26 protein-coding genes are annotated in these 26551 nt (G+C 63.7%); 4 read left to right on the forward strand and 22 right to left on the reverse strand.

Annotation, left to right across the window (positions count from 1 at the left end; all coding sequences use genetic code 11):
* Positions 1-27: 27 nt before the first annotated feature.
* Positions 28-1491: an IMP dehydrogenase gene (gene guaB, locus ABIC76_RS18135; protein WP_027677449.1), complete on the reverse strand. Its 1464-nt coding sequence runs from the start codon at positions 1489-1491 to the stop codon at positions 28-30.
* 154 nt (positions 1492-1645) lie between these two features.
* Between guaB and ABIC76_RS18140 the strand changes: the two genes are divergently transcribed.
* Positions 1646-2590 carry a DMT family transporter gene (locus tag ABIC76_RS18140; protein WP_354534829.1) on the forward strand — a complete coding sequence of 315 codons (945 nt, stop codon included), beginning with the start codon at positions 1646-1648 and terminating at the stop codon, positions 2588-2590.
* A 154-nt stretch (positions 2591-2744) separates the two neighbouring features.
* Complete coding sequence (locus ABIC76_RS18145; RefSeq protein WP_027677451.1) at positions 2745-3284, forward strand: DUF4124 domain-containing protein; 540 nt, start codon at positions 2745-2747, stop codon at positions 3282-3284.
* 9 nt (positions 3285-3293) lie between these two features.
* On the opposite strand, the gene ABIC76_RS18150 is transcribed toward ABIC76_RS18145, so the two are convergent.
* Both ABIC76_RS18150 and ABIC76_RS18155 read right to left on the reverse strand, forming a co-directional pair.
* Entirely contained in the window at positions 3294-3659 is a 366-nt protein-coding gene (locus ABIC76_RS18150; protein WP_102067136.1) for an RnfH family protein, read from the reverse strand.
* On the reverse strand, positions 3646-4083 hold the full coding sequence (locus ABIC76_RS18155) for a type II toxin-antitoxin system RatA family toxin (RefSeq protein WP_009238217.1): 438 nt from the start codon (positions 4081-4083) through the stop codon (positions 3646-3648). The genes ABIC76_RS18150 and ABIC76_RS18155 overlap by 14 nt, the downstream gene beginning before the upstream one ends.
* 125 nt (positions 4084-4208) lie before the next feature.
* Between ABIC76_RS18155 and smpB the strand changes: the two genes are divergently transcribed.
* The gene (smpB, locus tag ABIC76_RS18160) at positions 4209-4655 is read left to right on the forward strand and encodes an SsrA-binding protein SmpB (protein ID WP_027677453.1); all 447 of its coding nucleotides are present in this window, start codon (positions 4209-4211) and stop codon (positions 4653-4655) included.
* Between the two features lie 21 nt (positions 4656-4676).
* Here the strand turns inward: smpB and ABIC76_RS18165 are convergent, their stop codons facing one another.
* The 3 genes from ABIC76_RS18165 to ppsA form a co-directional block, all read right to left on the reverse strand.
* The gene (locus ABIC76_RS18165) at positions 4677-5603 is read right to left on the reverse strand and encodes an SPFH domain-containing protein (protein WP_354534830.1); all 927 of its coding nucleotides are present in this window, start codon (positions 5601-5603) and stop codon (positions 4677-4679) included.
* A gap of 49 nt (positions 5604-5652) precedes the next feature.
* The gene (locus ABIC76_RS18170) at positions 5653-6078 is read right to left on the reverse strand and encodes an NfeD family protein (RefSeq protein WP_102067134.1); all 426 of its coding nucleotides are present in this window, start codon (positions 6076-6078) and stop codon (positions 5653-5655) included.
* A 177-nt stretch (positions 6079-6255) separates the two neighbouring features.
* Positions 6256-8643, reverse strand: coding sequence for a phosphoenolpyruvate synthase (ppsA, locus tag ABIC76_RS18175; protein WP_354534831.1), 2388 nt, complete (start codon positions 8641-8643; stop codon positions 6256-6258).
* A 230-nt stretch (positions 8644-8873) separates the two neighbouring features.
* Between ppsA and ppsR the strand changes: the two genes are divergently transcribed.
* Positions 8874-9725: a posphoenolpyruvate synthetase regulatory kinase/phosphorylase PpsR gene (gene ppsR / locus ABIC76_RS18180; protein ID WP_027677457.1), complete on the forward strand. Its 852-nt coding sequence runs from the start codon at positions 8874-8876 to the stop codon at positions 9723-9725.
* 75 nt (positions 9726-9800) lie between these two features.
* Here the strand turns inward: ppsR and ABIC76_RS18185 are convergent, their stop codons facing one another.
* From ABIC76_RS18185 to frr, 16 genes are all read right to left on the reverse strand, one after another.
* Positions 9801-10697 (reverse strand): metal-dependent hydrolase, encoded by an 897-nt coding sequence (locus tag ABIC76_RS18185; RefSeq protein WP_343548647.1) that lies wholly within the window; start codon positions 10695-10697, stop codon positions 9801-9803.
* A gap of 32 nt (positions 10698-10729) precedes the next feature.
* Complete coding sequence (locus ABIC76_RS18190; RefSeq protein WP_354534832.1) at positions 10730-12538, reverse strand: SDR family oxidoreductase; 1809 nt, start codon at positions 12536-12538, stop codon at positions 10730-10732.
* A gap of 17 nt (positions 12539-12555) precedes the next feature.
* Positions 12556-13431: a M24 family metallopeptidase gene (locus ABIC76_RS18195; protein ID WP_354534833.1), complete on the reverse strand. Its 876-nt coding sequence runs from the start codon at positions 13429-13431 to the stop codon at positions 12556-12558.
* Between the two features lie 142 nt (positions 13432-13573).
* Positions 13574-14356 (reverse strand): TrmH family RNA methyltransferase, encoded by a 783-nt coding sequence (locus ABIC76_RS18200; protein ID WP_316876171.1) that lies wholly within the window; start codon positions 14354-14356, stop codon positions 13574-13576.
* A 22-nt stretch (positions 14357-14378) separates the two neighbouring features.
* On the reverse strand, positions 14379-15077 hold the full coding sequence (gene rnhB, locus ABIC76_RS18205) for a ribonuclease HII (RefSeq protein ID WP_354534834.1): 699 nt from the start codon (positions 15075-15077) through the stop codon (positions 14379-14381).
* A 4-nt stretch (positions 15078-15081) separates the two neighbouring features.
* Positions 15082-16215 (reverse strand): lipid-A-disaccharide synthase, encoded by a 1134-nt coding sequence (gene lpxB / locus ABIC76_RS18210; RefSeq protein WP_354535058.1) that lies wholly within the window; start codon positions 16213-16215, stop codon positions 15082-15084.
* Positions 16216-16256: 41 nt separating this feature from the next.
* Entirely contained in the window at positions 16257-17072 is an 816-nt protein-coding gene (lpxA, locus tag ABIC76_RS18215; RefSeq protein WP_027677464.1) for an acyl-ACP--UDP-N-acetylglucosamine O-acyltransferase, read from the reverse strand.
* Positions 17069-17572 (reverse strand): 3-hydroxyacyl-ACP dehydratase FabZ, encoded by a 504-nt coding sequence (gene fabZ / locus ABIC76_RS18220; RefSeq protein WP_092970542.1) that lies wholly within the window; start codon positions 17570-17572, stop codon positions 17069-17071. Before fabZ ends, lpxA begins: the two co-directional genes overlap by 4 nt.
* Positions 17569-18642 carry a UDP-3-O-(3-hydroxymyristoyl)glucosamine N-acyltransferase gene (lpxD, locus tag ABIC76_RS18225; protein WP_354534835.1) on the reverse strand — a complete coding sequence of 358 codons (1074 nt, stop codon included), beginning with the start codon at positions 18640-18642 and terminating at the stop codon, positions 17569-17571. The genes fabZ and lpxD overlap by 4 nt, the downstream gene beginning before the upstream one ends.
* Before the next feature lie 10 nt (positions 18643-18652).
* Positions 18653-19204 (reverse strand): OmpH/Skp family outer membrane protein, encoded by a 552-nt coding sequence (locus ABIC76_RS18230; protein WP_004626688.1) that lies wholly within the window; start codon positions 19202-19204, stop codon positions 18653-18655.
* A complete protein-coding gene (gene bamA, locus ABIC76_RS18235) occupies positions 19204-21501 on the reverse strand; it encodes an outer membrane protein assembly factor BamA (RefSeq protein ID WP_027677467.1) in 2298 nt (765 codons plus the stop codon). Before bamA ends, ABIC76_RS18230 begins: the two co-directional genes overlap by 1 nt.
* Before the next feature lie 115 nt (positions 21502-21616).
* A complete protein-coding gene (gene rseP, locus ABIC76_RS18240) occupies positions 21617-23005 on the reverse strand; it encodes an RIP metalloprotease RseP (protein ID WP_102067123.1) in 1389 nt (462 codons plus the stop codon).
* An 86-nt stretch (positions 23006-23091) separates the two neighbouring features.
* On the reverse strand, positions 23092-24282 hold the full coding sequence (gene ispC, locus ABIC76_RS18245; protein ID WP_354534836.1) for a 1-deoxy-D-xylulose-5-phosphate reductoisomerase: 1191 nt from the start codon (positions 24280-24282) through the stop codon (positions 23092-23094).
* 11 nt (positions 24283-24293) lie between these two features.
* Positions 24294-25112, reverse strand: coding sequence for a phosphatidate cytidylyltransferase (locus ABIC76_RS18250; protein WP_354534837.1), 819 nt, complete (start codon positions 25110-25112; stop codon positions 24294-24296).
* A 3-nt stretch (positions 25113-25115) separates the two neighbouring features.
* Entirely contained in the window at positions 25116-25892 is a 777-nt protein-coding gene (uppS, locus tag ABIC76_RS18255) for a polyprenyl diphosphate synthase (protein ID WP_354534838.1), read from the reverse strand.
* A 52-nt stretch (positions 25893-25944) separates the two neighbouring features.
* Positions 25945-26505, reverse strand: a complete 561-nt coding sequence (gene frr / locus ABIC76_RS18260; protein WP_027677472.1) for a ribosome recycling factor — start codon at positions 26503-26505, stop codon at positions 25945-25947.
* Positions 26506-26551 lie beyond the last annotated feature (46 nt).

Genomic DNA, 26551 nt, shown 5'->3' on the forward strand with positions numbered 1-26551 from the left:
ATCTTGTTTGCGATGATCGACAAGCGATCAGTCGCGGTGATAGTTCGGCGCTTCCTTCGTGATCTGCACGTCGTGCACGTGCGATTCGTTCATGCCGGCAGCGGTGATCTCGACAAACTGCGCCTTCTCGTGCCATTCGGCAATCGATGCGCAACCGCAGTAGCCCATCGACGACCGGACGCCGCCCGTGAGCTGATGCACGATCGGCAATGCGGAGCCCTTGTAAGGCACGCGGCCCTCGATACCTTCAGGCACCAGCTTGTCGACGTTGGCGGTGTTGTCTTCCTGGAAGTAACGGTCGGCAGCGCCGTCCTTCATCGCGCCCACCGAGCCCATGCCGCGGTAGCTCTTGTACGAGCGACCCTGGAACAGGAACACCTCGCCCGGCGATTCGTCCGTACCGGCAAACATGCCGCCCATCATCACGGTGTGTGCGCCGGCAGCCAGGGCCTTGGCGACATCGCCCGAGTAGCGGATACCGCCGTCGGCGATCAGGGGAACGCCGGTGCCCTTCAGTGCCTCGGCCACATTCGACACGGCAAAGATCTGCGGCACGCCCACGCCGGCGACGATCCGCGTCGTGCAGATCGAGCCCGGGCCGATACCGACCTTGACGCCATCTGCGCCGTGGTCGACCAGCGCCTTGGCAGCGTCGCCGGTGGCGATGTTGCCGCCGATCACCTGCACTTGCGGGTAGTTGTCCTTGATCCAACGCACGCGGTTCAGCACGCCCTGGCTGTGGCCGTGCGCGGTGTCGACGACGATCACGTCCACACCGGCCTTGACCAGCAAGTCGATACGCAGATCGTTATCCGGACCCACGCCCACCGCCGCGCCCACGCGCAGCGAACCGCGTTCGTCCTTCGACGCCAGCGGATATTCGGTGGCCTTCTGGATGTCCTTGACGGTGATCAGGCCGCGCAGCTCGAAAGCCTCGCCCACCACCAGCACACGCTCCAGGCGGTGCTTGTTCATCAGGCGCTTGGCCTCTTCCAGCGACGCGCCTTCCTTGACGGTGACGAGCTTCTCGCTCGGCGTCATCTTGGCGCGCACCGGGGCGTCCAGTTCCTCTTCGAAACGCAGGTCGCGGTTGGTGATGATGCCCACCACCTTCTTGCCTTCCAGCACCGGGAAGCCCGAGATGCCGTGCTGGGCCGACAGCGCCATCACGTCGCGGATCTTCATGTCCGGACCGATGGTGATCGGGTCGCGCAGCACGCCCGATTCAAAGCGCTTGACCTTGGCGACTTCGCGCGCCTGTTCTTCCGGCTTCAGGTTCTTGTGGACGATACCGATGCCACCTTGCTGCGCCATGGCGATGGCGAGCCGCGCTTCCGTGACCGTATCCATGGCGGCGGAGACGAGCGGAATGGCGAGTTCGATCGAACGGGTGAGCTTGGTGCGAAGGGACGTATCGCGGGGCAGGACGGCCGAGTAGGCCGGGACGAGCAGCACATCATCGAACGTGAGTGCTTTCTGGACAAGACGCATAGCAATTTCCTCTAGGCGCAAAATCGGATTATACGGGAATTCGCCCCACGGTTGTAGAGACCCGTGCTATGCTCGATAAATTTTTCTTCGCGCACGCACCTCCAGCGCCCTGCGCCGCCAGCGGCCGCGCCGAATCAGCCTCGCGAGTGTTCGAATGGGAATTGGCGTATTGTGCGCCCTGCTGGCCGGGGCGATGTGGGGCATGGTCTTTATTGCGCCCCGCGCGCTGCCCGCCTTTTCACCGTGGGAACTGACCCTCGGCCGCTACCTCGCCTACGGCCTCATCGCGGCCATTGCGGCCGGCCCGATCCTCCCCCGCATTGCCCGCAAGATAACGCGCGCCGATTGCCTGGCGCTCGTCAGACAATCCTGCAGCGGCAACCTTATCTATTACGTACTCCTGGCCTTCGCCGTGCAACTGGCCGGAGTCGCGCCCACCTCGCTGATCATCGGCATTTTGCCCATCACCGTCACGGTCCTGGGGCGGCGGGACCACGGCGCTGTGCCGCTTTCCCGGCTGATCTGGCCGCTGCTCGTGGTGGCTGCGGGCATTGTCTGCATCAATGTCGACCTGTTTGGCCATCAGGCCACCGCTGCGGCGGCCAATGTCCGGCCGATCTGGCAGCCCATTGCCGGCATCGTCTGTGCGGCCGGCGCGCTGTGTAGCTGGACGTGGTACGCCGTCGACAACGCCCGCTACCTGCAGCGCAATCCGCATTTTTCCAGCAACGAATGGTCTGCCCTATATGGCATTTCGAGCGGCATTCTGTCGGCAGCGCTGATCACGGTGGCTTTGCTCACGGTGGGCACAGCATGGATGAGCGCCGGCGGGCGCGCCTGGGGCACGTTCTGGGCGGTCAATGCGGCCGTGGCACTTGGCGCGTCGCTGATCGGCAACAACCTGTGGAACATCGCCTCGCGACGGCTGCCGCTCACGCTGTCGGGCCAGATGATCGTGTTCGAGACACTGTTTGCGCTGGCATATGGCTTTGCGTACGACGGCCGCTGGCCACGCCCGCTTGAGATCGCCGCAATCGCCTTGCTGATCCTGGGCGTCGGCTGGTCGGTGCGCTTGCACGCCGACGACAAGTCTGCATAAACTGGGCGCCTTGCCGGGGGGCGAGTCGACAGGCCGAGCCAGGCCGTCGGCGTAGATTGGCGAGTGGCGATCACGCCACCGGGCTCCCGTGCGCGTCGAGGGGCCGTCGTCGGGTCGGCCAGCGCGCCGTCGGCAGTCCACGAACGAGAACTCCATGAAACGACTGCACGTCCTGTTGCCTGCCACTGCTGCCCTGATCGCCCTTGCCTGCCCGGTTGCCCAGGCGCAATGGGCCTGGCAATGGCGCGACGACAAGGGCCACATGGTCTACAGCGACGCCGCACCGCCGCCGTCGGTGCCGCCCAGCCGCATCATCCGCAACCCGAACAGCCGCACGGCGACGGCTTATGAAGCGTTGTCTGCGCCGGCCTCGGGCGTCAAGGCGGCAGACCCGAACGCAGCCGCGAAACCCGGCCAGCCGGCCTCCGGCGTCGCCGCGTCCAACCCGGACGAAGAACTGCGCAAGCGCATGGCCGACCGCGCCAAGAAGGAACAGGACGACGCCAAGCAGGCGGAGCAGGCCCAGCGCAAGCAGGCAGAATGCCAGCGCCTTCGCGCCGACACCGCCTACCTGCAAGGCGGTCGCCGCTATGCCACGCCGCAGCCGGATGGGTCGCTTTCGTATATGGATGACAACCAGCGCGCCCAGGCCATCCAGCGCAACCAAGCCGTGCTGGACCAGAACTGCGGCTAAGACTAAGACTTACTCGAGGACGTCGTCCTTGGGCGGCGCCTCGTTGCGCAGCCACTTCAGCCCTTCGCGCGTGCCCGTGGCCCGCACCTTCTGCACACGCCGCCGGCGTGCGGTCTTCGGATCGGCGATCAGCGGGCCCAGGATTTCCACCCGGTCACGCGCATGCAATGCGGCATCGGGCGTCTTGCGCTTGCCGTAAACACCCAGCCGGCAGGTCTCGATCGTCAGATCCACGCCGCTGAGCAGGCCGGACGCGCGCACGGCGTCGGCCACCGTTGCCTGCGCCGGCACTTGCACGTTGACGAGCCGCGGCGGCGTGACCGTCGCCAGGCAGACCATCACGTCAATCACGGACCCGGATTCAGGACTCGCCATACACCGCCTCGGCGCGTTTGACGAATGAATCGACGAAGGTATTCGCAATCATGCTGAACACGGGGCCGATCAGCTTTTCCAGGATCACGCTGGAAAACTCGTAATGCAGGTGGAAGTTGATCTTGCAGGCATCCGCGCGCAGCGGCGTGAAGATCCAGAAACCGGTGAACGACTTGAAAGGCCCGTCTGCGAACGTCATATCGATGCGGGTGGGACGCGTTTGCACGTTGCGCGTGCGAAAGAACTGATGGATGCCCTTGAAAGCGATATCGACACGCGCGTCGAGTGACGTTTCCGTCTGCTCGTAGATTTCCACGCCGCCGCACCACGGCAGAAAGTTCGGATAATCCTTGACGTCGGTGACCAGGTCGAACATCTGTTCGGCCGAGTAGCCAATCAACACGGTTTTTTCAACGTCTGCCATGCGTGATCCGAAAGCTTTGCGCGCCGCGCCCCGGTTGGGATTGCGGCGGATTTGTTAAACTCGCCATTTTATCGCAGCGCATGCAGGGATCATCACCCCAATGCGCGCACCGCATATTCCAACGTATGACCATCGCCGACAACAAGAAGGCCTTCTTCGATTACTTCATCGAGGAGCGCTACGAGGCAGGCATGGCTCTCGAGGGCTGGGAGGTGAAAGCCATCCGAGCCAACCGTGCGCAGATCAAGGAAGGCTACGTCGTCATTCGTAACGCCGAGCTGTTCCTGATCGGGGCCCACATCAGCCCGCTGCAATCGGCCTCCACGCATGTCAATCCAGACCCCGTGCGCACCCGCAAACTGCTGCTGCACGCCGAAGAGATCAAGAAGCTCATCGGCAAGGTGGAGCAGCGCGGCTACACGCTCGTGCCGCTCAACCTGCACTACACGCGCGGCCGCGTGAAATGCGAAATCGGCCTCGCCAAGGGCAAGAAACTCTTCGACAAGCGCGAAACCGAGAAGGACCGCGACTGGCAGCGCGAAAAAGCCCGCCTCATGCGCGAGAAGGCCTGAGCCCTCCCGCCTTGCCGAGCTTTACGCGCTCGGCCGCTGCTGCTTCACAATCGTCAACGCTGACGCAATCATCGTGCTCAGGTCGCCCATGTTGCCCGGCACGATGAGCGTGTTGCCCTGCTTGGCGAGGTTGCTGAACGCGCTCACATACTCTTCCGCCACTTTCAGGTTGACGGCATCGACACCACCCTCGGTGCGAATGGCCTGACCGATCTTCTGGATCGCCTGTGCGTTGGCTTCGGCCACCGCCAGAATCGCCGCCGCCTCGCCTTGCGCCTTGTTGATGGCGGCCTGCTTTTCCCCTTCGGACTTCTGGATAGCGGCCTCGCGCGCACCGGATGCAAGGTTGATCTGCTCCTGACGCTTGCCTTCGGATGCGGCGATCAGCGCACGCTTTTCGCGCTCGGCCGTAATCTGCGCCTGCATGGCGTGCAGGATTTCCTTCGGCGGGGTCAGATCCTTGATTTCGTAGCGCAGCACCTTCACGCCCCAGTTCGATGCCGCCTCATCCAGCGCATTGACCACGCTGTGGTTGATGAAGTCGCGCTCTTCAAACGTCTTGTCCAGTTCCAGCTTGCCGACCACCGAGCGCAGCGTCGTCTGCGCCAGCTGCGTGATGGCGATCACGAAATTGCTGGAGCCATACGATGCCCGCATCGGGTCGGTCACCTGGAAATACAGGATGCCGTCCACCTGCAGCTGCGTGTTGTCCTTGGTGATACAGATCTGGCTCGGCACGTCGAGCGGGATTTCCTTGAGCACGTGCTTGTAGGCCACGCGATCGACAAAGGGCAGCACGATGTTGAGCCCCGGCGAGAGCGTTGCATGGTATTTACCCAGCCGCTCGAGAATCCAGGCATGCTGCTGCGGAACGATCTTGATGCCCTGCGCAATGAGCACGATGGCAGCAAACAGGACGATGATCGCGAGAGTCCCCAGCTCGAACATAGAACCTCCGTGGTTGGGCTTGTTGGTTGTTTTGAGTGCGATGTGCGTGTTATTTGGGCGCGACGACGAGCACGTTGCCACGCACTTCGACGATCCGGAACTCGCCACCTGTGGCGGGCGCGTGCGGTGCAAGTTCGACATCCCAGGCGGCGCCGCGATACTGCACGCGCGCGCGGCGCTCCGGCGACCAGGCGTCGACGCGCAACGTCTCGCCGATATCCAGATTGACGTTGCGATTGCGGGCGGCGTTCTCGCGCGTGACACGCCCGTAGCGCGTACGCCGCAGCCCAACGATGCCGAACACCGCCACGATGGCGGCCACGATGGCCTGCGCAGGGAATGCAAGGCCGATCAGCGCGGCAAGACCGCCGGCAATCAGCCCAATCGCGACCATCAGCAGATAGAAGGTCCCCGTCATCAGCTCGCCGATGACGAGCAGCACGGCCAGCGAAAACCAGACGGTCTGAGCCGACATACTCCCTCTCCCTGAATCCCAGAAAAAAACCCCCGCGACGCTGTTCGTCTGCGGGGGCATGTCGCTCGGCCCCCGCCAGCGTCGGACGCCGCCGGGCACTTCGCGTTCTTGTTAGCGCGCACCCGTCAGGATACGCGCCTTGTCTTACGACATTCGTTGTAACGCTCTAGTTCAAGCTCAAGCCGAACCGAGCTTCTGCCATGTGTCGACCACCGAATCCGGGTTCAGCGAGATTGACGAGATGCCTTGCTTCGCCAGCCACTCGGCAAAATCCGGATGATCGGACGGGCCCTGACCGCAGATGCCGACGTACTTGTTCATCGACAACGCGGTGGAGATGGCGCGCTGCAGCATGAACTTGACCGCCGGATCGCGCTCATCGAAGTCCTTGGCCAGCAGCTCCATGCCGGAGTCGCGGTCCAGACCCAGCGTGAGCTGCGTCAGGTCGTTCGAACCGATCGAGAAACCGTCGAAGTACTGCAGGAACTGTTCGGCCAGGATCGCGTTGGACGGCACTTCGCACATCATGATCAGGCGCAGGCCGTTCTCGCCGCGCTTCAGGCCGTACTTGGCCAGCAGCTCGACAACCTTCTCGGCCTGGCCCAGCGTACGCACGAACGGCACCATCACTTCGACGTTGGTCAGGCCCATCTCGTCGCGCACGCGCTTCATGGCACGGCACTCCATCTCGAAGGCTTCGGCAAAGTCTTCGGCGATGTAGCGCGAGGCGCCGCGGAAGCCCAGCATCGGGTTTTCTTCGTCCGGCTCGTAGCGCGAACCGCCGATCAGCTTCTTGTACTCGTTGGACTTGAAGTCCGACAGGCGCACGATCACCGGCTTCGGATAGAACGCCGCCGCGATGGTAGCAATGCCTTCGGCCAGCTTGTCGACGTAGAACGCGCGCGGGCTGGCATGGCCACGGGCCACGCTTTCCACGGCCTTCTTCAGGTCGCTGTCGACCTGCGGGTAGTCGAGAATCGCCTTCGGGTGAACGCCGATGTTGTTGTTGATGATGAATTCCAGACGGGCCAGGCCCACGCCGCCGTTCGGAATCTGGCAGAAATCGAACGCCAGCTGCGGATTGCCGACGTTCATCATGATCTTGGTGCTGATCGTCGGCATTTCGCCGCGCTGGACTTCCGTGATTTCGGTTTCCAGCAGACCGTCGTAGATCTTGCCTTCGTCGCCTTCGGCGCACGAGACCGTCACGAGCGTGCCGTCCTTCAGCAGGTCGGTCGCATCGCCGCAGCCGACCACCGCCGGCACACCCAGCTCACGTGCGATGATGGCCGCGTGGCACGTACGACCGCCGCGGTTCGTGACGATGGCCGAGGCGCGCTTCATCACCGGTTCCCAGTTCGGGTCGGTCATGTCGGCAACCAGCACGTCACCCGGCTGCACACGTTCCATTTCAGCCGGATCGTTGATCACGCGCACCGGGCCCGTGCCGATCTTCTGGCCAATGGCGCGGCCGGTGGTCAGCACCGGCGCCGAGCCCTTCAGGCGGAAACGCTGCTCGACCTTGCCGTGTGCCTGGCTCTTCACCGTCTCCGGGCGGGCCTGCAGGATGTAGATCTTGCCGTCCTTGCCGTCCTTGCCCCACTCGATGTCCATCGGGCGGCCGTAGTGCTTTTCGATGATGACGGCGTACTTCGCCAGCTCTGCCACGTCGGCATCGTTGATGGAGTAACGGTTGCGGAGTTCGCCCGGCACGTCGACGGTCTTCACGCGGCCTTCTTCGCCCGGCGCGGTGAATTCCATCTTGATCAGCTTCGAGCCGATCGAGCGGCGGATGATCGGGTACTTGCCGGCGGCCAGCGTCGGCTTGAAGACGTAGAACTCGTCCGGGTTCACGGCGCCCTGCACCACCGTTTCGCCCAGGCCGTAGCTGGAGGTGATGAAAACGACATCCTGGAAGCCCGATTCGGTATCGATGGTGAACATCACGCCCGAGGCACCGCAGTCCGAGCGGACCATGCGCTGGATACCGGCCGACAGGGCGACCACGTCGTGGGCGAAGCCTTTGTGCACGCGGTACGAAATCGCCCGGTCGTTGTACAGCGAGGCGAACACGTGCTTGATCTTGTCGAGCACGTCGTCGATGCCAAGCACGTTGAGATAGCTCTCTTGCTGGCCGGCAAACGAAGCGTCCGGCAAGTCTTCAGCCGTGGCCGAGGAGCGCACGGCGAACGATGCCTCGGCGCCTTCGCGGGCGGACACGCGAGCATACGACTCGCGAATCTCCTGCTCCAGACGCGGCTGGAACGGCGCGGTGGCGACCCATTCGCGGATCTCCTTGCCGGCGACAGCCAGCGCCTTGACATCGTCGACGTCGAGGCTGGCGAGACGCTGCGAGATGCGCTCGGTCAGGTTGTTGTGTGCAAGGAAATCGCGGAACGCCAGTGCCGTGGTGGCAAAACCGCCCGGAACGCGCACGCCGGCGCCATCCAGCTGGGAGATCATCTCGCCCAGCGAAGCGTTTTTACCGCCAACGACCTCGACATCGGTCATCCGCAATTGCTCGAACGGCAGCACATAGGCGCCGTCTTGCGACAGGTTAGTCATACAAGCCCCTAAACTAAGTGAAAAACCGGTCGGATCCGCACGGGGCTTTCTTCTTGTCGTCTGGCCGTACGAATCGCTTGGCTAAATCATCCGGAAGCCATGCCAGGATTGCCGCTGCGGCAGCGCCCGACAGGCGATTGGCCCGAATTGCTTAGCTAAACGATCGCCGCTATTCTACCGTGCCGCAGCACGATTTCCTGCCGGCGTGCTGGAAAAACCCCTCGTTTTCGATGACCGACCTCGCCTCCGCATCTCCCAACCGGACACCTTTCCGGACCGTTTTCATCGTGTCGGATGGCACCGGGATCACCGCAGAAACCTTCAGCCACTCGATCCTGGCGCAGTTTGAGATGAAATTCCGCCAGGTGCGGATTCCGTTTGTCGACACGATCGACAAGGCGCATGTTGCGGTCGCCAAGATCAATGAGGCGTTCCACGCCGAAGGGGTGAGGCCGATCGTCTTCACCACGTTGGTGGATGCCGAGGCAAACGAGATCGTCCATCGGGCCAAGGCCACCATCCTGGATATGTTCCAGACCTTCATCGAGCCGCTCGAGAAGGAGCTGAACCTGAAGTCCACCCACGCCATCGGCCGTTTTCACCAGAACGCCGACACCGAGGCGTACAAAAACCGCATCGAAGCGATCAATTTTTCACTTGCCCACGATGACGGCCAGTCACACAAGAACCTGGCCGAGGCGGATGTGATTTTGGTGGGGGTCTCGCGCAGCGGCAAGACGCCGACCAGCCTGTACCTGGCGATGCAATATGGCGTGAAATCGGCCAACTATCCGCTCATTCCGGACGATTTCGAGCGCGGCAAGCTGCCGTCGGTGCTGTACGACTACAAGAGCAAGATTTTTGGGCTCTCGATCGATCCTCAGCGCCTGTCCGAAATCCGCAATGAACGCCGGCCGGGCAGCAAATATGCCGCGCTGGAAAATTGCCGCTACGAAATCAACGAAGCCGAAGCGATGATGCGGCGCGAGGGCATCAAGTGGTTGTCGTCGACGCACAAGTCGATTGAGGAAATTGCCACGACGATCCTGCAGGACATCAAGATGGATCACAACAACTACTGAGCGCGGCATCGCCCCGCAAACAAAACGGCCGGCATTGCACCGGCCGTTTTGTTTTTCTGCCCGCCGCCCAACCAGTCAGGCGCGGTCACGCACCCAGTTGCCGCCGTGCGCCGCGGCCTGCGCTGCCGGCGATGTTTCCAGATAGGCCAACGCCTGCTCGGTCGAGCCTTCATGATGCGGCGTATAGCTCGGCCGGAAATAGCGCAGCGCGGCCCCCAGCATCTTCCAGAACGAGGGCAGGCAGTTACGCCGCGAGCCATGCCACCAGCCGCGGATAAAGCCGGGAAACCTGCCGGCGCCCGGATCGCGCTTGTGCATGAAGCGGAAGCCCGTCACCAGGAAATACAGCAGCAACAGGATCGTGGTCAGCATGTGGAAGCAGCGTTCGAGATACGTGCCGCCCATGTGCCGGAAGATGTCGAACGCGACGGTACGGTGCTCGACTTCCTCCGCGCCGTGCCAGCGCAACAGGTCCAGCATGACGGGATCGGCGTGGGCGGCGTCCAGCCCCTTTGCGTTGAGCACCCAATTGCCCAGATAGCCGAAAAAGTGCTCGAGCGCGGCGATGATGCCGAGTTGCTGCCGCAGCCAGAAGCGCGTGTGGCCGATCTTCAGACCCAGTGGCTGCTCGCCGAGCACCTTGGAGAACAGCCAGTCGAGCCGCTTGGTGAAAGGCTGGGTGTCGATGCCGTGGTCTTTGTAGTAATGCGTCAGCACGCCGCCATGCGAGCGCGAATGGACGGCCTCCTGGCGCAGAAAGCCTTCGGCGTCGGCGCGCAGCTTCGCGTCGGCAATCAGCGGCAGCGCCTTGTTGTAGACGCGGCAGAACCACAATTCGCCGGCGGGAAACAACAGATTCAGGATGTTGATGATGTGCGTGCTGGACGGATCGCCGGGAATCCACTGGATAGGCGTGTCCTTCCAGTCGAAACGGACGTGGCGGGCCTTGATGAAGTAATCGGGCGCGGTCATGGTGGTCTCCGGATGTTCTTGTCGGCGCGGGTTCAATGCCCGGCCATGCTCACGCGCGCGATCAGCCGGCTGAGCCATAGCGCATAGCGCGAGATGAAGCGTGACGAATGCGCCTCGATGCCGATCATGACAACGGGCTTGTTGTGCTGAATCGCGCCAAGCATCGCTTTCGCGACGGTCTCCGGCTTGAGGCCACGCAGCTGGTAGAGCTTCGTCGCGCGGGCGCGCAGCTGCGCCTGCTGTGCCTCGGTCGTGCCGGTGTAGACCGTGGAGGCCATGATTCCCGTCTCGGCAAAACCGGGGCAGATGGCCGACACGCCAATGCCCTGCCCGGCCAGCTCGCCGCGCATGCATTCGGACAGCATCAGCACCGCGGCCTTTGTCGTCGCATAGGCGGCAAGATCGCGCGATGGCGCAAAGGCCGCTGCCGATGCGGTGTTCAGGATGTGCCCGCCCTGCCCGCGCGCCACCATTTGCTTGGCGAACAGCCGGGCTCCGTGAATCACCCCCCACACGTTCACGTGCAGGATGCGTTGCCAATCGCGCTCGGACGTGTCGACAATGCCGCCCGCCATGCCGATGCCCGCGTTGTTGACGACGATGTCGGCGCCGCCCAGTTCCTTGCCGACCCAATCGACCAACGCTTCCATCTGCTCGGCGTTGCCGACGTCGACGGTACGCGCCCACGCCTTGCCGCCGGTGAGGCGGATGAGCTTGGCGGTGCGCTCTGCGTCTTCAGCACGAATGTCGACGGCGACAATGGCTGCGCCTTGCGCCGCGAATTCCAGCGCCGCGCAACGACCGATGCCGCTGCCGGCTCCCGTGATGACGGCGAGCTTGCCGGACAGCGGTTTGCGCTCGCCCCGCTGACGCGCGCGCTGCAGCGCTTCGGATTCCGCCTTGCCCTCGACGTGCGCGATCAGCTCGCGCGCCATCTCGGCCATGCGTGCGGCATGCGTGACCGGCAGCCAGTGCCGAGCCACAACTTCGCGGCGCCAATACTGCGGCACCCAGCGCGAGAGATCTTCGGACAACGCGGGGCTGACGTACTTGTCCAGCGTCGGCACGATCACCTGCACCGGCGCATGTGCGACGCGCTTGCGCGGCGTGAACAGGCTGCGGATGAAGTTGGCGCGATACAGCGACACACCGCGCACGCCATCGGCCGTCTGCGTGGCGCGCGGCACGATGGCGGTCTTCTCGACACGACGCAGCACACGCGGCCACGCGCGCCCCAGCCACAGGCGCCAGCTCAGTTCCGGCACGATGGGCAGATGGAACAGCAGCACGTACCACGAGCGCACGAGCTGCCCCAGCATCTTGCCCAGCGACGACGGCGTCGGACGCAGCAGTCGGGCGCGCATCCAATGCCCGACGTGGTCCAGGCACGGCCCCGAGCACGACGTGTATGACGCAATGCGCCCGCGCAGGCGCGCCTCCGTCACGAATTCCCACGATTGGATCGAACCCCAATCGTGCGCGATCAGGTGCACAGGCTTGCCCGGGCTCAGCGCATCGATCACGGCGATGAAGTCGTCGGTCAACCGCGCGAAGGTGTAATTGCGCATCCCCCTGGGCGAACTCGACCGGCCTGCACCCCGCACGTCGTAGGCAACGACGTAGTAGTCGCGCGCGAGCAGCGGTGCCATCTCGTGCCAGACCTCGCTGTTATCGGGATAGCCGTGCACCAGCACGACGGTCGGATGCGCCGGGTTGCCCCACGTCTTGACGGCGAGCGAGACGCTGCCGGACTGCACCATCCGCTCCGAATAGTCGTTGGGCGAAACCGCTGCGGGCGATTCGAACAACGCCAGCGGGGCCTCTTCAAGAAGCGTTTTCATCTGGGCCTCCGCGTACGTCAGGCAGCGCGCTGCTGCGCGCGTTGACGCTGCTGCCAGCGGCGCACGTGCGGCAGATCGTCGTCGAGCCAGTAGGCGTCGTCTTCGGTGATGACGAGCAGTTCCTCGAACTTGGCCCCGACGCCATGGAAACCCAGGTGCGGCTCGACGGCCCACAGGCCTGGCACCGGCGCGTGCTCGGATCGACGATCGATCGACCACAGCGGCGACCACCCTTCCTGCTTGCCGCTGCGCACCTGGTCGAGGATGAGGTTGCGCGTGGCGTTCAGCCCGAAGCGCGCAACGAAACGCGGCTTCGAGGGGCTGTCGAGCTTGGCCACGCGATGCGCCAGCACTTTGAACGGATACGCCTTGTGACGCGGCTCCACGCCCTGCTTCATGCAAAGCTGGTCCACCGCACGGGCCACATCGGCCATCGACCGACGCTCGCGGATCAAGCGCACGATCAACTCGCGATGCGCCATCAGGTCGTCCTGCAGTTGGTCGAGGATGGCGTTTTCGCCGAGACACGTGGCATAGCCGACATCGGCGATCACGCCATTACGCACGGGCGCCACGTCGAGGATGACCGGCATGTTCTCTTCCAACCGCCGCGACGACGGAAAGAACGCCAGGTTGAAGCCGGCCATATGCGTCAGGCCCGAAAAGCCCTGGAACGCGGTGCGGTCGCCAAACCACGCGAACGGCTTGTGCAGCCAGTCATGGACGCCGCGATCGCCAAGCCACTCGGTGAGCAGCTTGGCCGCGTCCTTCTCGGTCATGCCGGGGCGCAGCATGCCGCCGACGGCTTCGACGCACGCGTAAGCGAGCTGCTGGATTTCGCGAAACTGGGCGAGTTCGTCGACATGGACGCGCGCCAGGGTGGGGTTCGGCATGCCGGTCTCCTTGAGTCTGGGTATCGAGGGCGCTCGATGGCGCCGTGCTCAATGTTCCATTACTCAATGTCAAAGTCAATGCGGGACTTTTCTGGCGTTTGAAAACGCCGTATGACCGGTGACCGACAGAAAAAAGAGAGGGTTACGCCGCGCGGCGTTGTCGCACGGCCTCAAACAGGCAGATCGCTGCTGCGGCAGCCACATTGAGCGACTCCATGCCGCCCGGCTGGGGAATCGTCACGGGTGTCGTCACGGCAGAAAGCCATTCCTCCGACACGCCCGCGCCTTCGTTGCCGAACACCCAACCCACAGGTGCATTGAGTGGCACATCGAACACCGCCTGCTTGGCGTGCGACGAGGTCGCCAACAGCGGCACCTGAAGCCGCGAATGCACGCTTTCGAAGGTGCAGTGCTCAACGATATTCAGGTGGAAATGCGCACCCATGGCGGCGCGCAATGTCTTCGCCGACCACGCGAACGCGCAGCCCGGTGTCATGAAGACATCGCGCACGCCGGCGGCGGCCGCACACCGCAGGATGGAACCAACGTTGCCAGCGTCCTGAATGCCATCCAGGACGACGCAGTCTGCATCGATCGTCTGCGGCAACTTGCCCTCCGGCGTCTCGACCAGCGCCATCAGATCGACGCCGTTGACGACGGTGGTGAGTTGGCCAAACAGGTTATCCGCCAGCAGGATGACGGTGTCCGGATCGACGCGATCAAGCACCGCGGCCACTTCCGGGTGACGGATATGGCGCTCCGAAACCAGGCATTGCGCCGGCATATGGCCCGCATCCAGATACGCCACCACGAGATGCACGCCATCGAGCACGGATTGCCCCGCGCGCCGACGATGCTGCGTCGAGCCCGAAAGCGCCTTGAGATGCTTGAACACCGCGTTGTCGCGGGAAGTGATGTGCTTCACGAATGGGCCCAGCGGAAAAAGGTCAGTCGTCCCAGGCGCTGCCTGCAGCGGTGGTTTCGATGCTGATCGCGCTCATCCCCTCCAGCGCGCGACGCACGGGCGCAAACGAGCGGCGATGATGCGGCGTTACGCCATGGAGGTCGATCGCGGCGAGATGCTGCGGCGTGCCATAGCCGGCATGGACGTCAAAACCATAGAGCGGAAACTCGGTATGCAGCGCGGCCAATTGGCGATCGCGCGTCACCTTCGCCAGGATGGACGCCGCTGAGATGGCGGGCACCAGCGCATCGCCCTTGACGATGGCCTCCACCGCAAACGCCACCTGCGGGCAACGATTGCCGTCCACCTGCACGAGATCGGGCAGCGTGCCCAGTGCCGCTACGCCGTGCACCGCGCGCTGCATGGCGAGCATGGTCGCGTGCAGGATGTTGATGCGATCGATTTCTTCGACGGTGGCTTCCGCCACGTGCCAGGCAAGCGCCTTTTCGACGATCTCGTTGTAGAGCGCTTCACGCTTCTTGGCAGTCAGGATTTTGGAGTCGGCCAAGCCCTTGATCGGCTTGCGCGGATTGAGTACGACCGCTGCAGCCGTCACCGGCCCGGCCAAGGGCCCGCGTCCAGCCTCGTCCACGCCGCACAGGATGCGACGCGCACGCTTGGCCGCCGGCTCTTGTGAGAGCAGCAGGCCAAGCTGATCGGGATTGGGTTTGCGGGAAGCCATGGACTCAAAGCTTACCGCGACTGCGCAGCAGGTCGACCACGACTTTCGCGCCAATCTCGGCCATGTTCTGCTTGAGCGTCAGGTGCATCTGCGTGAAGTGTTCGCGCAGGAACGTGGCGTTGCCATGGTCGCTCAGCTGCAGCAGCGTTTCGCGCGCGAGTGCCTCGGGCGTTGCGTCATCCTGCAGCAGTTCCGGCACGACAAAGCGGCCGGACAGGATGTTCGGCAGCCCAACATACGGCAGATAGCCTTTGCGCTTCATGATCTGCGCGGTCAACCAGGGCACCTTGTACGTGATGACCATCGGCTTCTTGTACAGCGCCGCTTCCAGCGTTGCCGTGCCGCTCGCCAGCAGGATCACGTCAGCCGCTTCCATGGCGGCGTGCGACTGACCATCGACGACCCATAAATGCAGGCCCGGATGCTCCGCGCGCATGGCATCGATGCGCTCGCGCAGCGTCGCATTGGCCGCCGGCAGCACAAACGCCAGATCCGGCTCGACCGCCTGCATGCGCGACATCGCCGCAAACAGCGTCGGCCCGAGATGCTTCACTTCGGAATTCCGGCTACCCGGCAGCACCGCAACCACCTTGCGGCCCAACGGCAGCCCCAGGCGCGTGCGAGCGCCCTCCACGTCCGGCACCAGCGGAATCTCGTCCGCCAGCGGATGCCCGACGTACGTGGCCGGAATGCCCGCCTTGGCGTAAATCTCGGGCTCGAACGGGAACAGACAGAGGATATGGTCGACGGCGCGGGCGATCGTCTTGATACGGCCGGCTCGCCAAGCCCAGATCGACGGGCTCACGAAATGCACCACCGGCACACCCGCCTGCCGCATGGCGATCTCGACGTTGAAATTGAAGTCGGGCGCGTCCACGCCGATGAACGCCAGCGGGGGCACAGTCAGCAGGTTCTGCTTGAGTTCCTTGCGGATCGTGAGAATCTCGCGCAGCTGGCCGAGCACTTCCACGTAGCCGTTGACCGACAGCTTGTGCATCGGCCAGTTCGACTGGAAACCCTGCTCCGCCATGCGTGCCCCGCCGATGCCGTTGTAGGCGATGTCGGCAGGCAGGTGTGCGTGCAATCCCTTCAGCAGCAGCGAGGCCAGCAGATCACCGGAAGCCTCGCCGGCCACCATGCCGATGCGGCGCACCGGCGTGGTGTTCTGAGGCTGCTCGCTCAACGCACGATGCCGCGCTTGGTGGCGGCAATGAAATCAGCAAACGCGGTCAACACCTCGCGGGTCGGGGCGTCATCCGCCTGAGCGATCTGCGCGGCGATTTCCGCCTTGGCCTGATCAAAGCTCAGATCGCTCTTGTAGAGCAGCTTGTACGCCTGGCGCAGCGCGGTGATCTGTTCGGCCGTAAAGCCACGGCGGCGCAGGCCTTCCACGTTGATGCCGTGCGGTGCGGCCTTGTTGCCGCCCTTGTCGCTGGCGGCGATCACGAACGGCGGCACATCCTGCACCAGCGCCGATGCGCCCCCCAGCATGGCATGCGCGCCGATGCGCACGAACTGGTGCACGCCCGACATGCCGCCGAGGATCGCCCAGTCGCCCACTTCCACGTGGCCCGCGATCTGCGCGTTGCTCGAGAACACCGTGTGGTTGCCCACGCGGCAATCGTGCGCGATATGCACGTAGGCCATGATCCAGTTGTCGTCGCCGATGGACGTGATGCCGGCATCCTGCGCCGTGCCGGTATGGATCGTGGTGAATTCACGGATCGTATTGCGATCGCCGACGATCAGCTGCGTCGGCTCGTCGCGATACTTCATGTCCTGCGGGCGGCCACCTACCGATGCGAAGTGGCCGATGCTGTTGTCACGGCCCAGCGTCGTGTAGCCCTCCACCACCGTGTGGTGGCCGACGCGCGTGCCCGCGCCCATGCGCACGTTCGGGCCCACGACCGTGAACGCACCGATCTCGACGCTCGAATCCAGTTCGGCCTTCGGATCGATCTGCGCGGTCGGGTGGATCTTCTGTGCTTGCGTCATGCCTCGCCCTTGGACTTGTCTTCGCGCACGGCACACATGATCTCGGCTTCCACGGCGACTTCGCCGTCAACCTTGCCGTACACCTTGAACTTCCACATACCGCTCTTCGAGCGCAGCAGCTCAGCCGTCATCACAAGCTGGTCGCCCGGGATCACCTGCCGCTTGAAGCGCGCGCCATCGATGCTCACAAACAGGTAAAGCTGGTTTTCCTTGCGCTCGTGGTCTGCCTCGCCGAAGGTCAGCAGCGCAGCGGTTTGCGCCAGCGCCTCAAGCATCAACACGCCCGGCATCACCGGGTGGCCGGGGAAGTGCCCGTTGAAGAACGGCTCGTTGAACGTCACGTTCTTGATGGCCGTAATCGACTTGCGCGGCTCCAGCGAGATCACGCGGTCCACCAGCAGCATCGGGTAGCGATGCGGCAGCAGGTCGAGAATCTTCTTGATGTTGAAATCGCAGACGACGCTGGGGGTCGCGCTCGTCGCATTCGTTGCTTCGGTCATGATTGTTGCTGCAGGTCTTTGACCCGCTGTTCCAGTTGTTGCAACCGTTCGCGCATGCGCGTCAGGCCTCGGACGATGGCCGCGTTACGCTCCCAGTCGCCGTGCGGCATGAATGGGAAAACGCTGGTGAAATGGCCACCGGGCTTGGTGATGGATTTGGTAATGGATGTGCCGCCCGAGACGGTCACACGATCCGCAATGGTCAGGTGGCCGGCAAAATTGGCCGCGCCGCCGATGATGCAGTAGCGCCCGATCTTCGTGCTGCCCGAAATGGCAGCGCAGCCGGCGATCACGGTATAGGCGCCCACGTGCACGTTGTGCGCGATCTGCACCTGGTTGTCGATCTTGCAGCCTTGCTCGACCACCGTATCGGCCATCGCGCCGCGGTCGATGGCGGTGTTCGCGCCGATCTCCACGTCGTCGCCAATCACGGCTCGGCCAACCTGCGGGATCTTCACCCATTCGCCGCCCTGCGGACCGAAGTCAGGGGCAAAGCCGAAGCCATCCGCGCCGATCACGACGCCGCTATGCAGAATGCAGCGCGCCCCAACCACGCAGCCGCGGTAGATCGAAACGTTCGCGTAAAGCAACGTGTCATCGCCAATGCGGGCACCGACGCCGACGAAACTGTTGCCCGCGATGCGCACCCGCTCGCCGAGCACAGCACCGGCTTCGATGGTGACGTTCGGACCGATGGAGCACGACGCCGGCACCGTGGCGCCCTGTTCCACGCTGGCAGTGCGGTGGATGCCCGGCACCACGGGGCGCGCCGCCAGCGCAACAAAGCGCTGAGCGACACGAGCAAACGCAGCATACGGATTGGCCGCAATGAGCCAGTTCCGGCCAGTAGCGTGGCCTTGGCTCTCGAGCGTTTCCAGATCGCGGGGCGACACGATGATCGCGCCCGCGCCGGAACTCACAGCCTGATTGAGGTACAGCGGATTGGAGAGAAAAGCGAGCTGATCAGCGCCCGCTTGATCCAGCGGCGCGATCGACTTGACGATCAGGCCTGCGTCACCCTGGACGGTCGCGCCGAGCGACGCAGCAAGTTCACCAAGCGAAAACGACATGCGAACAACCTCATTTGGCCGATTGCGAATTCAGCGCCTTGAGCACCTCGTCCGTGATGTCGATGCGCGGGTTCACGTACACGGCTTCCTGCACGATCAGGTCGTACTTGCGCTGCTCGGCAATCGAGCGGATCACGCGATTGGCGCGCTCGAGCACCTGGGCCAGCTCTTCATTGCGACGCTGGTTCAGGTCTTCACGGAATTCGCGCTGCTTGCGCTGGAAATCGCGGTCGAGGTCCGACAGTTCACGCTGACGGCGATTGCGATCGGAATCGGCCAGCACGGCCGAATCCTTGTCCAGCTTGTCAGACATGCCCTTGAGCTTGGCAGCCATGTCCTGCAGTTCGCGATCGCGCTTGGCGAACTCCGTTTCCAGCTTGGCCTGGGCGGCCTTGGCCGGTTGCGAGTCGCGCAGGATACGCTCGGAATTGACGGCAGCGATGCGCGCTTCCTGCGCCGTGGCCGGCAGCGCGAAGCTGGCAGCGGCAAGTGCGGCGAAAGCAGCGGACACGCCCATGCGGGACAACGTGATGCGCGTGGATTTCATGATGAATGCAGTCATTAGAATGCAGTCCCGATCTGGAACTGGAAGCGTTGCGTTTGATCTTCGGTCTTGCGCTTGATCGGGAAGCCCATGCTGATCTTCAGCGGGCCGATCGGCGACAGCCACGACAGACCGAAACCAGTCGAGTAGCGCATGTCGCCCAGCTTGTACGGCTGACCTTCGGCGAACACGTTACCGTAGTCAAAGAACGTGAACAGGCGAACCGTGCGGTCTACGCCAGAACCCGGCAGCGGGAAGATGAATTCCACGTTGCCGACGAACTTGCTGGCGCCACCGATGGCCACGCCGTTAGCGTCGCGCGGACCCAGCGTGCTGGTTTCGTAACCGCGCACCGAGCCGATACCGCCCGCGTAGTAGTTCTTGAAGACGGGGAAGTCCTTGCCGCCGTAACCGTGGCCGTAACCGATTTCGTTGTTGAACGCCATCGTGAACGACTTCGACAGCGGGTAGAAATACTGGTGCTGGTAGTACGCACGGAAGTACTGCAGATCGCCGCCCGGGATACCGAATTCAAGGTTGGCCTGCTGATAGCGGCCACGCGTCGGCACCAGTGCGCTGTCACGCTGATCCTTCGACCAGCCGATGGTGATCGGGAAGTTGTTGGTGATACGGCCGTTCTTCGCGACGTAATTCTGGTAAGCCAGCGGCGTGTTGGTCGTCACGTCGATGGTCGTGCGCTCGTAGCCGATGCCGAAGAAGACGGTATCGGTTTCGGAGAACGGCACGCCAAACTTGACGTTGCCGCCTTGTTGCACAACGCGGTAGTCCTGGTCACCCGTGTAGTACAGCGGGCGGTACGTGCGGTAGTACAGTTCGGTCGAACGGCTGATGCCATCCACCGTGAAGTACGGATCGAACTGCGTCACCGCAATCGTGCGGTTCGACTTGGACGTGTTCACATCCAGGCCGAGGCTCGTACCGGAGCCGAACACGTTGTCCTGACGGATACCCGCCGACAGCACCAGCTTGTCGGTCGACGAGAAGCCCACGCCCAGGTTGATCTGGCCCGTCGGCTTTTCGGTCACGTTGACGTTCACATCGACCTGGTCCGTCGTGCCGGGCACGTCTTCCGTCGTGATGTTGGCATCGGTGAAGTAACCGGTGCGGTTCACGCGATTCTGCGACAGCTGCAGTTTCTCGCCATCGAACCACGATGCTTCCATCTGACGCATTTCGCGGCGCACGACTTCGTCGCGGGTCTTGCTGTTGCCGACCACGTTCACGCGACGCACATAGACACGGCGGCCCGGATCGACCACCAGCGTGAGCGCAACCGTGCGGTCCGACTGGTTGATCTGCGGCTGTGGATTGATGGTGGCGAAAGCGTAGCCGTACGTGCCGAGCAGGTCGGTAATCGACTTGGTCGTCGACGACAGCTTGGCCGACGAGAAGACATCGCCCTGCTTGAGCTTGATGAGCTTCTCCATCTCGGCCTGCTTGCCGAGCAGCTCACCGGTCAGCTTGATGTCCGACACCTTGTACTGCTCACCCTCGTGGATGTTCAGCGTCAGGTAGATGTCCTTCTTGTCCGGCGTGATCGACACCTGGGTCGACTCGATGGCGAATTCCAGGTAGCCGCGATCCAGATAGAACGAGCGCAGCGCTTCGAGGTCGGCCGTGAGTTTCTGCTTCGAATACAGATCGTTCTTGGTGTACCACGACAGCCAGTTCGGCGTGGACAGTTGCATCTCGTCGCGCAGGTCGCCTTCCTTGAAGGCCTTGTTGCCGACGATATTGATCTGGCGAATCTTGGCGGTCGGGCCTTCGTCCACCGTGAAGGTGATCGACACGCGGTTGGCGTCGACCGGCGTCACGGTCGTCGTCACCTCGGCCGCGTAGTAGCCGCGCGAAACATACTGGCGCTTGATTTCCTGCTCGGCGCGATCGATGAGGGATTTGTCGTAGTAACGGGCCTCGGCCACACCCACGCCGCGCAGCGTACGCCGCAGCGCTTCCTTGTCGAACTCCTTGAAGCCGATGAACTCGAGCTGCGAGATCGCCGGGCGCTCTTCCACGCGCACCACCAGCACGTTCCCTTCGGAGCGGATCTGCACGTCCTTGAAGAAGCCGGTGTTATAGAGCGCGCGGATCGATTCGGCGCCCTTCTCGTCGGTGAAGGTCTCACCCACCTTCACGGGCAGATAGCCGAACACGGTGCCCGGCTCGACGCGCTGCACCCCCTCCACGCGAATGTCCTTGACGACGAACGGCTCCACTGCATGAGCCTGACCGGCAGTGACGGTCAGCACGGAAGCCGCCAGCACGCTGAGCGGGAAGCGATGTTGTCTGATCAATCTAATCCCCTAGTTGGATTCAATCGGAATCCACTTCTGAGTGTTTTCAAAACCCTGAGTTGCCCGCTCACGCCGGTGGCAACGATGCGGCTGACCGACCCAATTTGAATACGGTCTAGCCTCGAGTCAAAAACAACCGACTCAAATCGTTGTACAGGGCGAGCGAAGTGAGAAGCAGGATGCAGGCGACGCCGATCTTCTGAAGGACTGCTTGCCAGGATTCCGGCACGGGTCGGCCAGTCAAAAATTCCACGCAATAATACAGCAAATGCCCCCCATCCAATACCGGAACGGGCAATAAGTTCAACACGCCGAGACTGACGCTGATCAACGCGAGAAAGCTCACAAACGTCTGCCAGCCAAGGCTTGCCGCCTTGCCCGCAAAGTCCGCCACCGTGATCGGCCCGCTCAGATTCTGCAGCGATGCCTGACCGACGATCATCTTGCCCAGCACCTGCAGCGACAGCACCGAAGTCCGCCAGACCTCACCCACGGCATGGCCCAAGGCGGCGACGGGCTCGTCCCGGATCATCGCCGTTTCCACCTTCTGGTTGAGCTGTGCGCCAAGCTTGCCGATCTTCGGGCCCGTGGGGTTCTTGGGATCGGCGTCTGCGTCCGGGCGAACGGGCAACGTCATGGGCTGATCGTTGCGGAGGATATCGATCGAGGCGTTTTGCTCGGGCATGGCGCGGATCTGGCGGATGAGGTCCATCGCCTGATCGGCCGGCTGGCCCGCGAAGCGCACGATTTGGTCACCCGCTCGCAACCCGGCGCGTGCCGCGGCACTGCCCGGCAGTACGTCGACGATGGTGACCGGACCGCCAAGCAGGCGCAAACCAATCTGGTCAATCACGTCGGCCTGCGGCGTACGGGCGGCACTCGGCAAGCCCTGCAGGCGGACGGTACGTTCGACTCCATCCGTGCCGCGCACTTGCACAAGCGCGTCGCGCCCGGCGATGCCAGCCGAGTACAAACGCATGCGGACATCGCTCCAACTGCGCACAGCGGCGGGCGCTTCGCCGTCCGTGCCGATTGCGATCACGCGGTCCCGTGCGCGCAGGTCGGCCTGCGCGGCGATGCTGCCCGGCGGGGGTGCGCCCAGAATAGGCACCGGCTCGATCGCACCCACCCATGCCAGCACGGCATAAAGCGCAATTGCGAGCAGGAAATTGGCGATCGGGCCCGCGGCGACGATGGCGAATCGCTTGTAGACCGGCTGGTGGTCGAACGTGCGCGGGAGATCTTCCGGGAGGATGGGTGGGTCTTTCTCGGGGTCCCGGGCGCCCTCGCCGAGCATCTTGACGTAGCCGCCCAGCGGAATGGCGCAGATCGTCCATTCGGTGTGGTCGGGCCCACGGCCGACACGGCGGAACAGCACCTTGCCGAAGCCAACGGAAAACCGGAGCACCTTGACGCCGCACAAGCGCGCGACGCTGTAGTGGCCCAGTTCGTGAATGACGATCAGTACCGCGATCGCAAAGACAAACGCTAAAACGGTCTGCAAAACCTTCTCCGGATGCACTGAAGGGCACGCGCCGGGGTGCCCGGCGCGAAGCCGCTATGTTACCCGCTTGCTCTGACGGGGCGCTTTCACGCGGCCGGCAGTTGCGCGCATACGGTCGCGATATAGCGCTCAGCCTGCTGACGCGCCTGGGCGTCGGCAGCAAAAACGGTGTCGAGCGAGTCGGCCGGCACGATCGTGGTGTGGGCGAGTGTGTCAGCCACCACCGCGGCAATCTCGGTGAACCGGATGCGGCGCTGTAAAAATGCCTCGACGGCCACCTCGTTGGCCGCGTTCAGCGCAGCAGGTGCCGTACCACCGGCGCGCAGTGCGTCGAAGGCCAACGCCAGACACGGGAAGCGGCGCAGATCCGGTGCCTCGAATGTCAGTGCACCCGTGGTGACGAGATCGAGCAGCGGAACGCCGGCTTCGATGCGTTCGGGATAGGCCAAGCCGTAGGCAATCGGCGTGCGCATGTCCGGATTGCCCAGCTGCGCCAGCACCGAGCCGTCGTCGTAGCCGACCATCGAATGGATGACACTCTGCGGGTGGATCAGAACTTCGAGATGCTCGACCGGCACGCCGAACAGCCAGTGCGCTTCGATCACCTCCAGCCCCTTATTCATCATGGTGGCGGAATCGACCGAGATCTTGCGCCCCATCACCCAATTCGGATGCGCGCAAGCCTGATCTGGCGTGACATCAGCAAGCGAATCGACGGCGCGCGTGCGGAACGGGCCACCTGACGCCGTCAGGACGATGCGCGACACGCCGCGCCCAAACTGAGGAACTTGCTGCGGCAAGCACTGGAAGATGGCGTTGTGCTCGCTATCGATCGGGAGCACGGTGGCGCCATGCTGACGCACCGCGTCCATGAAGAGCGCGCCGGACATGACCAGCGCCTCCTTGTTGGCCAGCAGCACGCGCTTGCCCGCGCGCACAGCGGCGAGCGTCGGGCGCAACCCCGCTGCGCCGACGATGGCCGCCATCACGGCATCGCAGTCGGGGTGGCCCGCAGCCTCTTCCAATGCCTCGCTGCCGAAACGGATCTCGATGCCGGTGGCCTCTGCGCCGAGCTGGTCACGCAATGCATCCGCCGCGACCGCCGAACCAAGCACCGCCATCTTCGGGCGAAACTCGCGGCAGAGCACCGCGAGCTTGTCGGCCTGCGCGTTGGCGGTCAGCGCAAAAACGCTGTACTTGTCGGGATGACGGCGCACCACGTCGAGCGTGCTGTCGCCAATGGAGCCAGTGGCGCCAAGAACGGTCAAACGCATCATGTTCAGACGCCTCAGGAAATCAGCAGCGCAGCCAGCGGAAACACCGGCAGCAGCGCGTCGATACGATCGAGCACGCCGCCGTGGCCGGGCAACAGGCGGCTGCTGTCTTTCATGCCGACCTGACGCTTGAGCAGGGATTCAAACAAATCGCCGCCGACGCTTGCAGCCACCAGAAGGATGGTCAGCACCAGGGCGACGACGGCGCCGCGCTGGTCAAACTGGTACGAAAACCACGTCGGCGCAAACCAGTGCGTGATGCCGGCCACGGTGGCGATCACGGCGACCAGCACGGCACCGCCGATCGCGCCTTCCCACGACTTGCCAGGGCTGATGGTCGGTGCAAGCTTGCGGCGGCCAATGGCCTTGCCGACAAAATACGCACCCACGTCGGCCGCCCACACGAGCAACGCGACCGACAGCAGAAAGGCGACGCCGTGCGTGCGCAACTCAATGGCGCCATGCACAAACGCCGGCAGCATCACCAAGCCCAGCAGCGTGAAAACGATCCTGCGCGTGCCGTGCAACTCGCGCACGCCCCCGGCCAGCAGCGCCCAGGCGATCACCCAGGCGATGACGGCGCCGTGGAACAGCGGCTGCACATCGCCGCGAACGGGAATGTCGTGCCAGGCGATCGTCAGCACGACGACAACGACGGCATAGAGAAGCGGCCCCCACCAGCCCGGCAGGCGGACGAGACGCCCCCACTCCCACGCGGCGAGGGCTGCAAATACCGTCACCAACCCGGCCAGGCCGGCGGGCGGCGCGAAGAACAGAATGGGCAGGATGACAATCAGCAGGCAGACAGCGGTAATGACGCGAGTCAGCAGCATGTGTCAGGCTCCGGCGGATAGCGCGGGGGGAACATCGGGCTCGAGCTGCGCGCTGGTACGGCCAAAGCGGCGCTCGCGGTTGCGATACCACGCAAAGGCGCGATCGAGTTCTGCAGCATCGAAGTCGGGCCAGTAGCGATCGGTGAAGTACAGCTCGGAATAGGCAAGCTGCCACAGTAAGAAGTTGCTGATGCGCTGCTCGCCACCGGTGCGGATGAACAGATCCGGCTCCGGCGCGTAGGACAGTGCCATGTACGGCGCCAGCATCTCTTCGGTGATGGTCTCAGGTGCAATGCCGGGCTGCGCCGCCAACAACGCGCGCATGGCCTGCAGGATGTCCCAGCGCCCGCCGTAGTTGGCGAGGATCGTGACCGTCAGGCCGGGGTTGGCAGCCGTCTTGGCCTCCGCCTCGCGAATCAATAGCTGGATGCGCGGGCTGAACGCCGACAGATCGCCCACCACGCGCAGGCGGATGCCGTTGTCGTGGAGCTTGCCCACTTCGCGACGCAACGCTGTCATGAACAGCTTCATGAGGAAGGTGACTTCCTCGGCCGGACGACGCCAGTTTTCGGAGCTGAAGGCAAACAGGGTGAGGTAACCGACGCCACGGCGTGCCGCTGCTTCAACGGTTGCGCGCACGGCATCGAGGCCGCGGCTGTGCCCGGCCACGCGCGGCAGGTGCCGTTCGGTGGCCCAGCGGCCGTTACCGTCCATGATGACGGCAACGTGGCGCGGCGTGTCGGCGGTGTCTGGCACCGCCAGTGTGGAACTGATATGCATGAATCGGGCTTCCCGCCGCCTGCGCCCAATGCGCCGGCGACGGGAGACGGCCTTACACCGTCATGATTTCCTTGTCTTTCTCGGCGACCAGCTTGTCGATTTCGGCGACGAACTTGTCGGTCAGCTTCTGGACGTCGTCACCACCGCGACGCTCGTCGTCTTCCGAGATGGCCTTGTCCTTCACCAGCTTCTTGAGCTGTTCATTGGCGTCGCGACGCAGGTTGCGCACGGCGACCTTGGCATCCTCGCCCTCGCCCTTCACGACCTTGGTCAGCTCCTTGCGGCGCTCTTCGGTCAACGCGGGGGTCGGCACGCGAATGATGTCGCCCATCGTGGCAGGGTTCAGGCCGAGGTCCGCTTCACGGATGGCTTTCTCGACGGCTTGCACCATCTTCTTTTCCCACGGCTGCACGCCGATCGTGCGTGCGTCCACCAGCGTCACGTTGGCAACCTGGCTGATCGGCACCATCGAGCCGTAGTAGTCGACTTGCACGTGATCGAGCAGACCGGTGTGGGCACGGCCAGTGCGAATCTTGGCCAGATCCGCCTTGAGAGCCTCGATCGACTTCTGCATCTTCTGCTCGGCATTCTTTTTGACATCGGCGACGCTCATACTTCCTCCGAACGATAACGGCGGTCTGCCGAACTTGCGCCCCGGA

The sequence above is a fragment of the Ralstonia sp. 1138 genome (assembly GCF_040544795.1).
GTDB lineage: Bacteria > Pseudomonadota > Gammaproteobacteria > Burkholderiales > Burkholderiaceae > Ralstonia > Ralstonia flatus.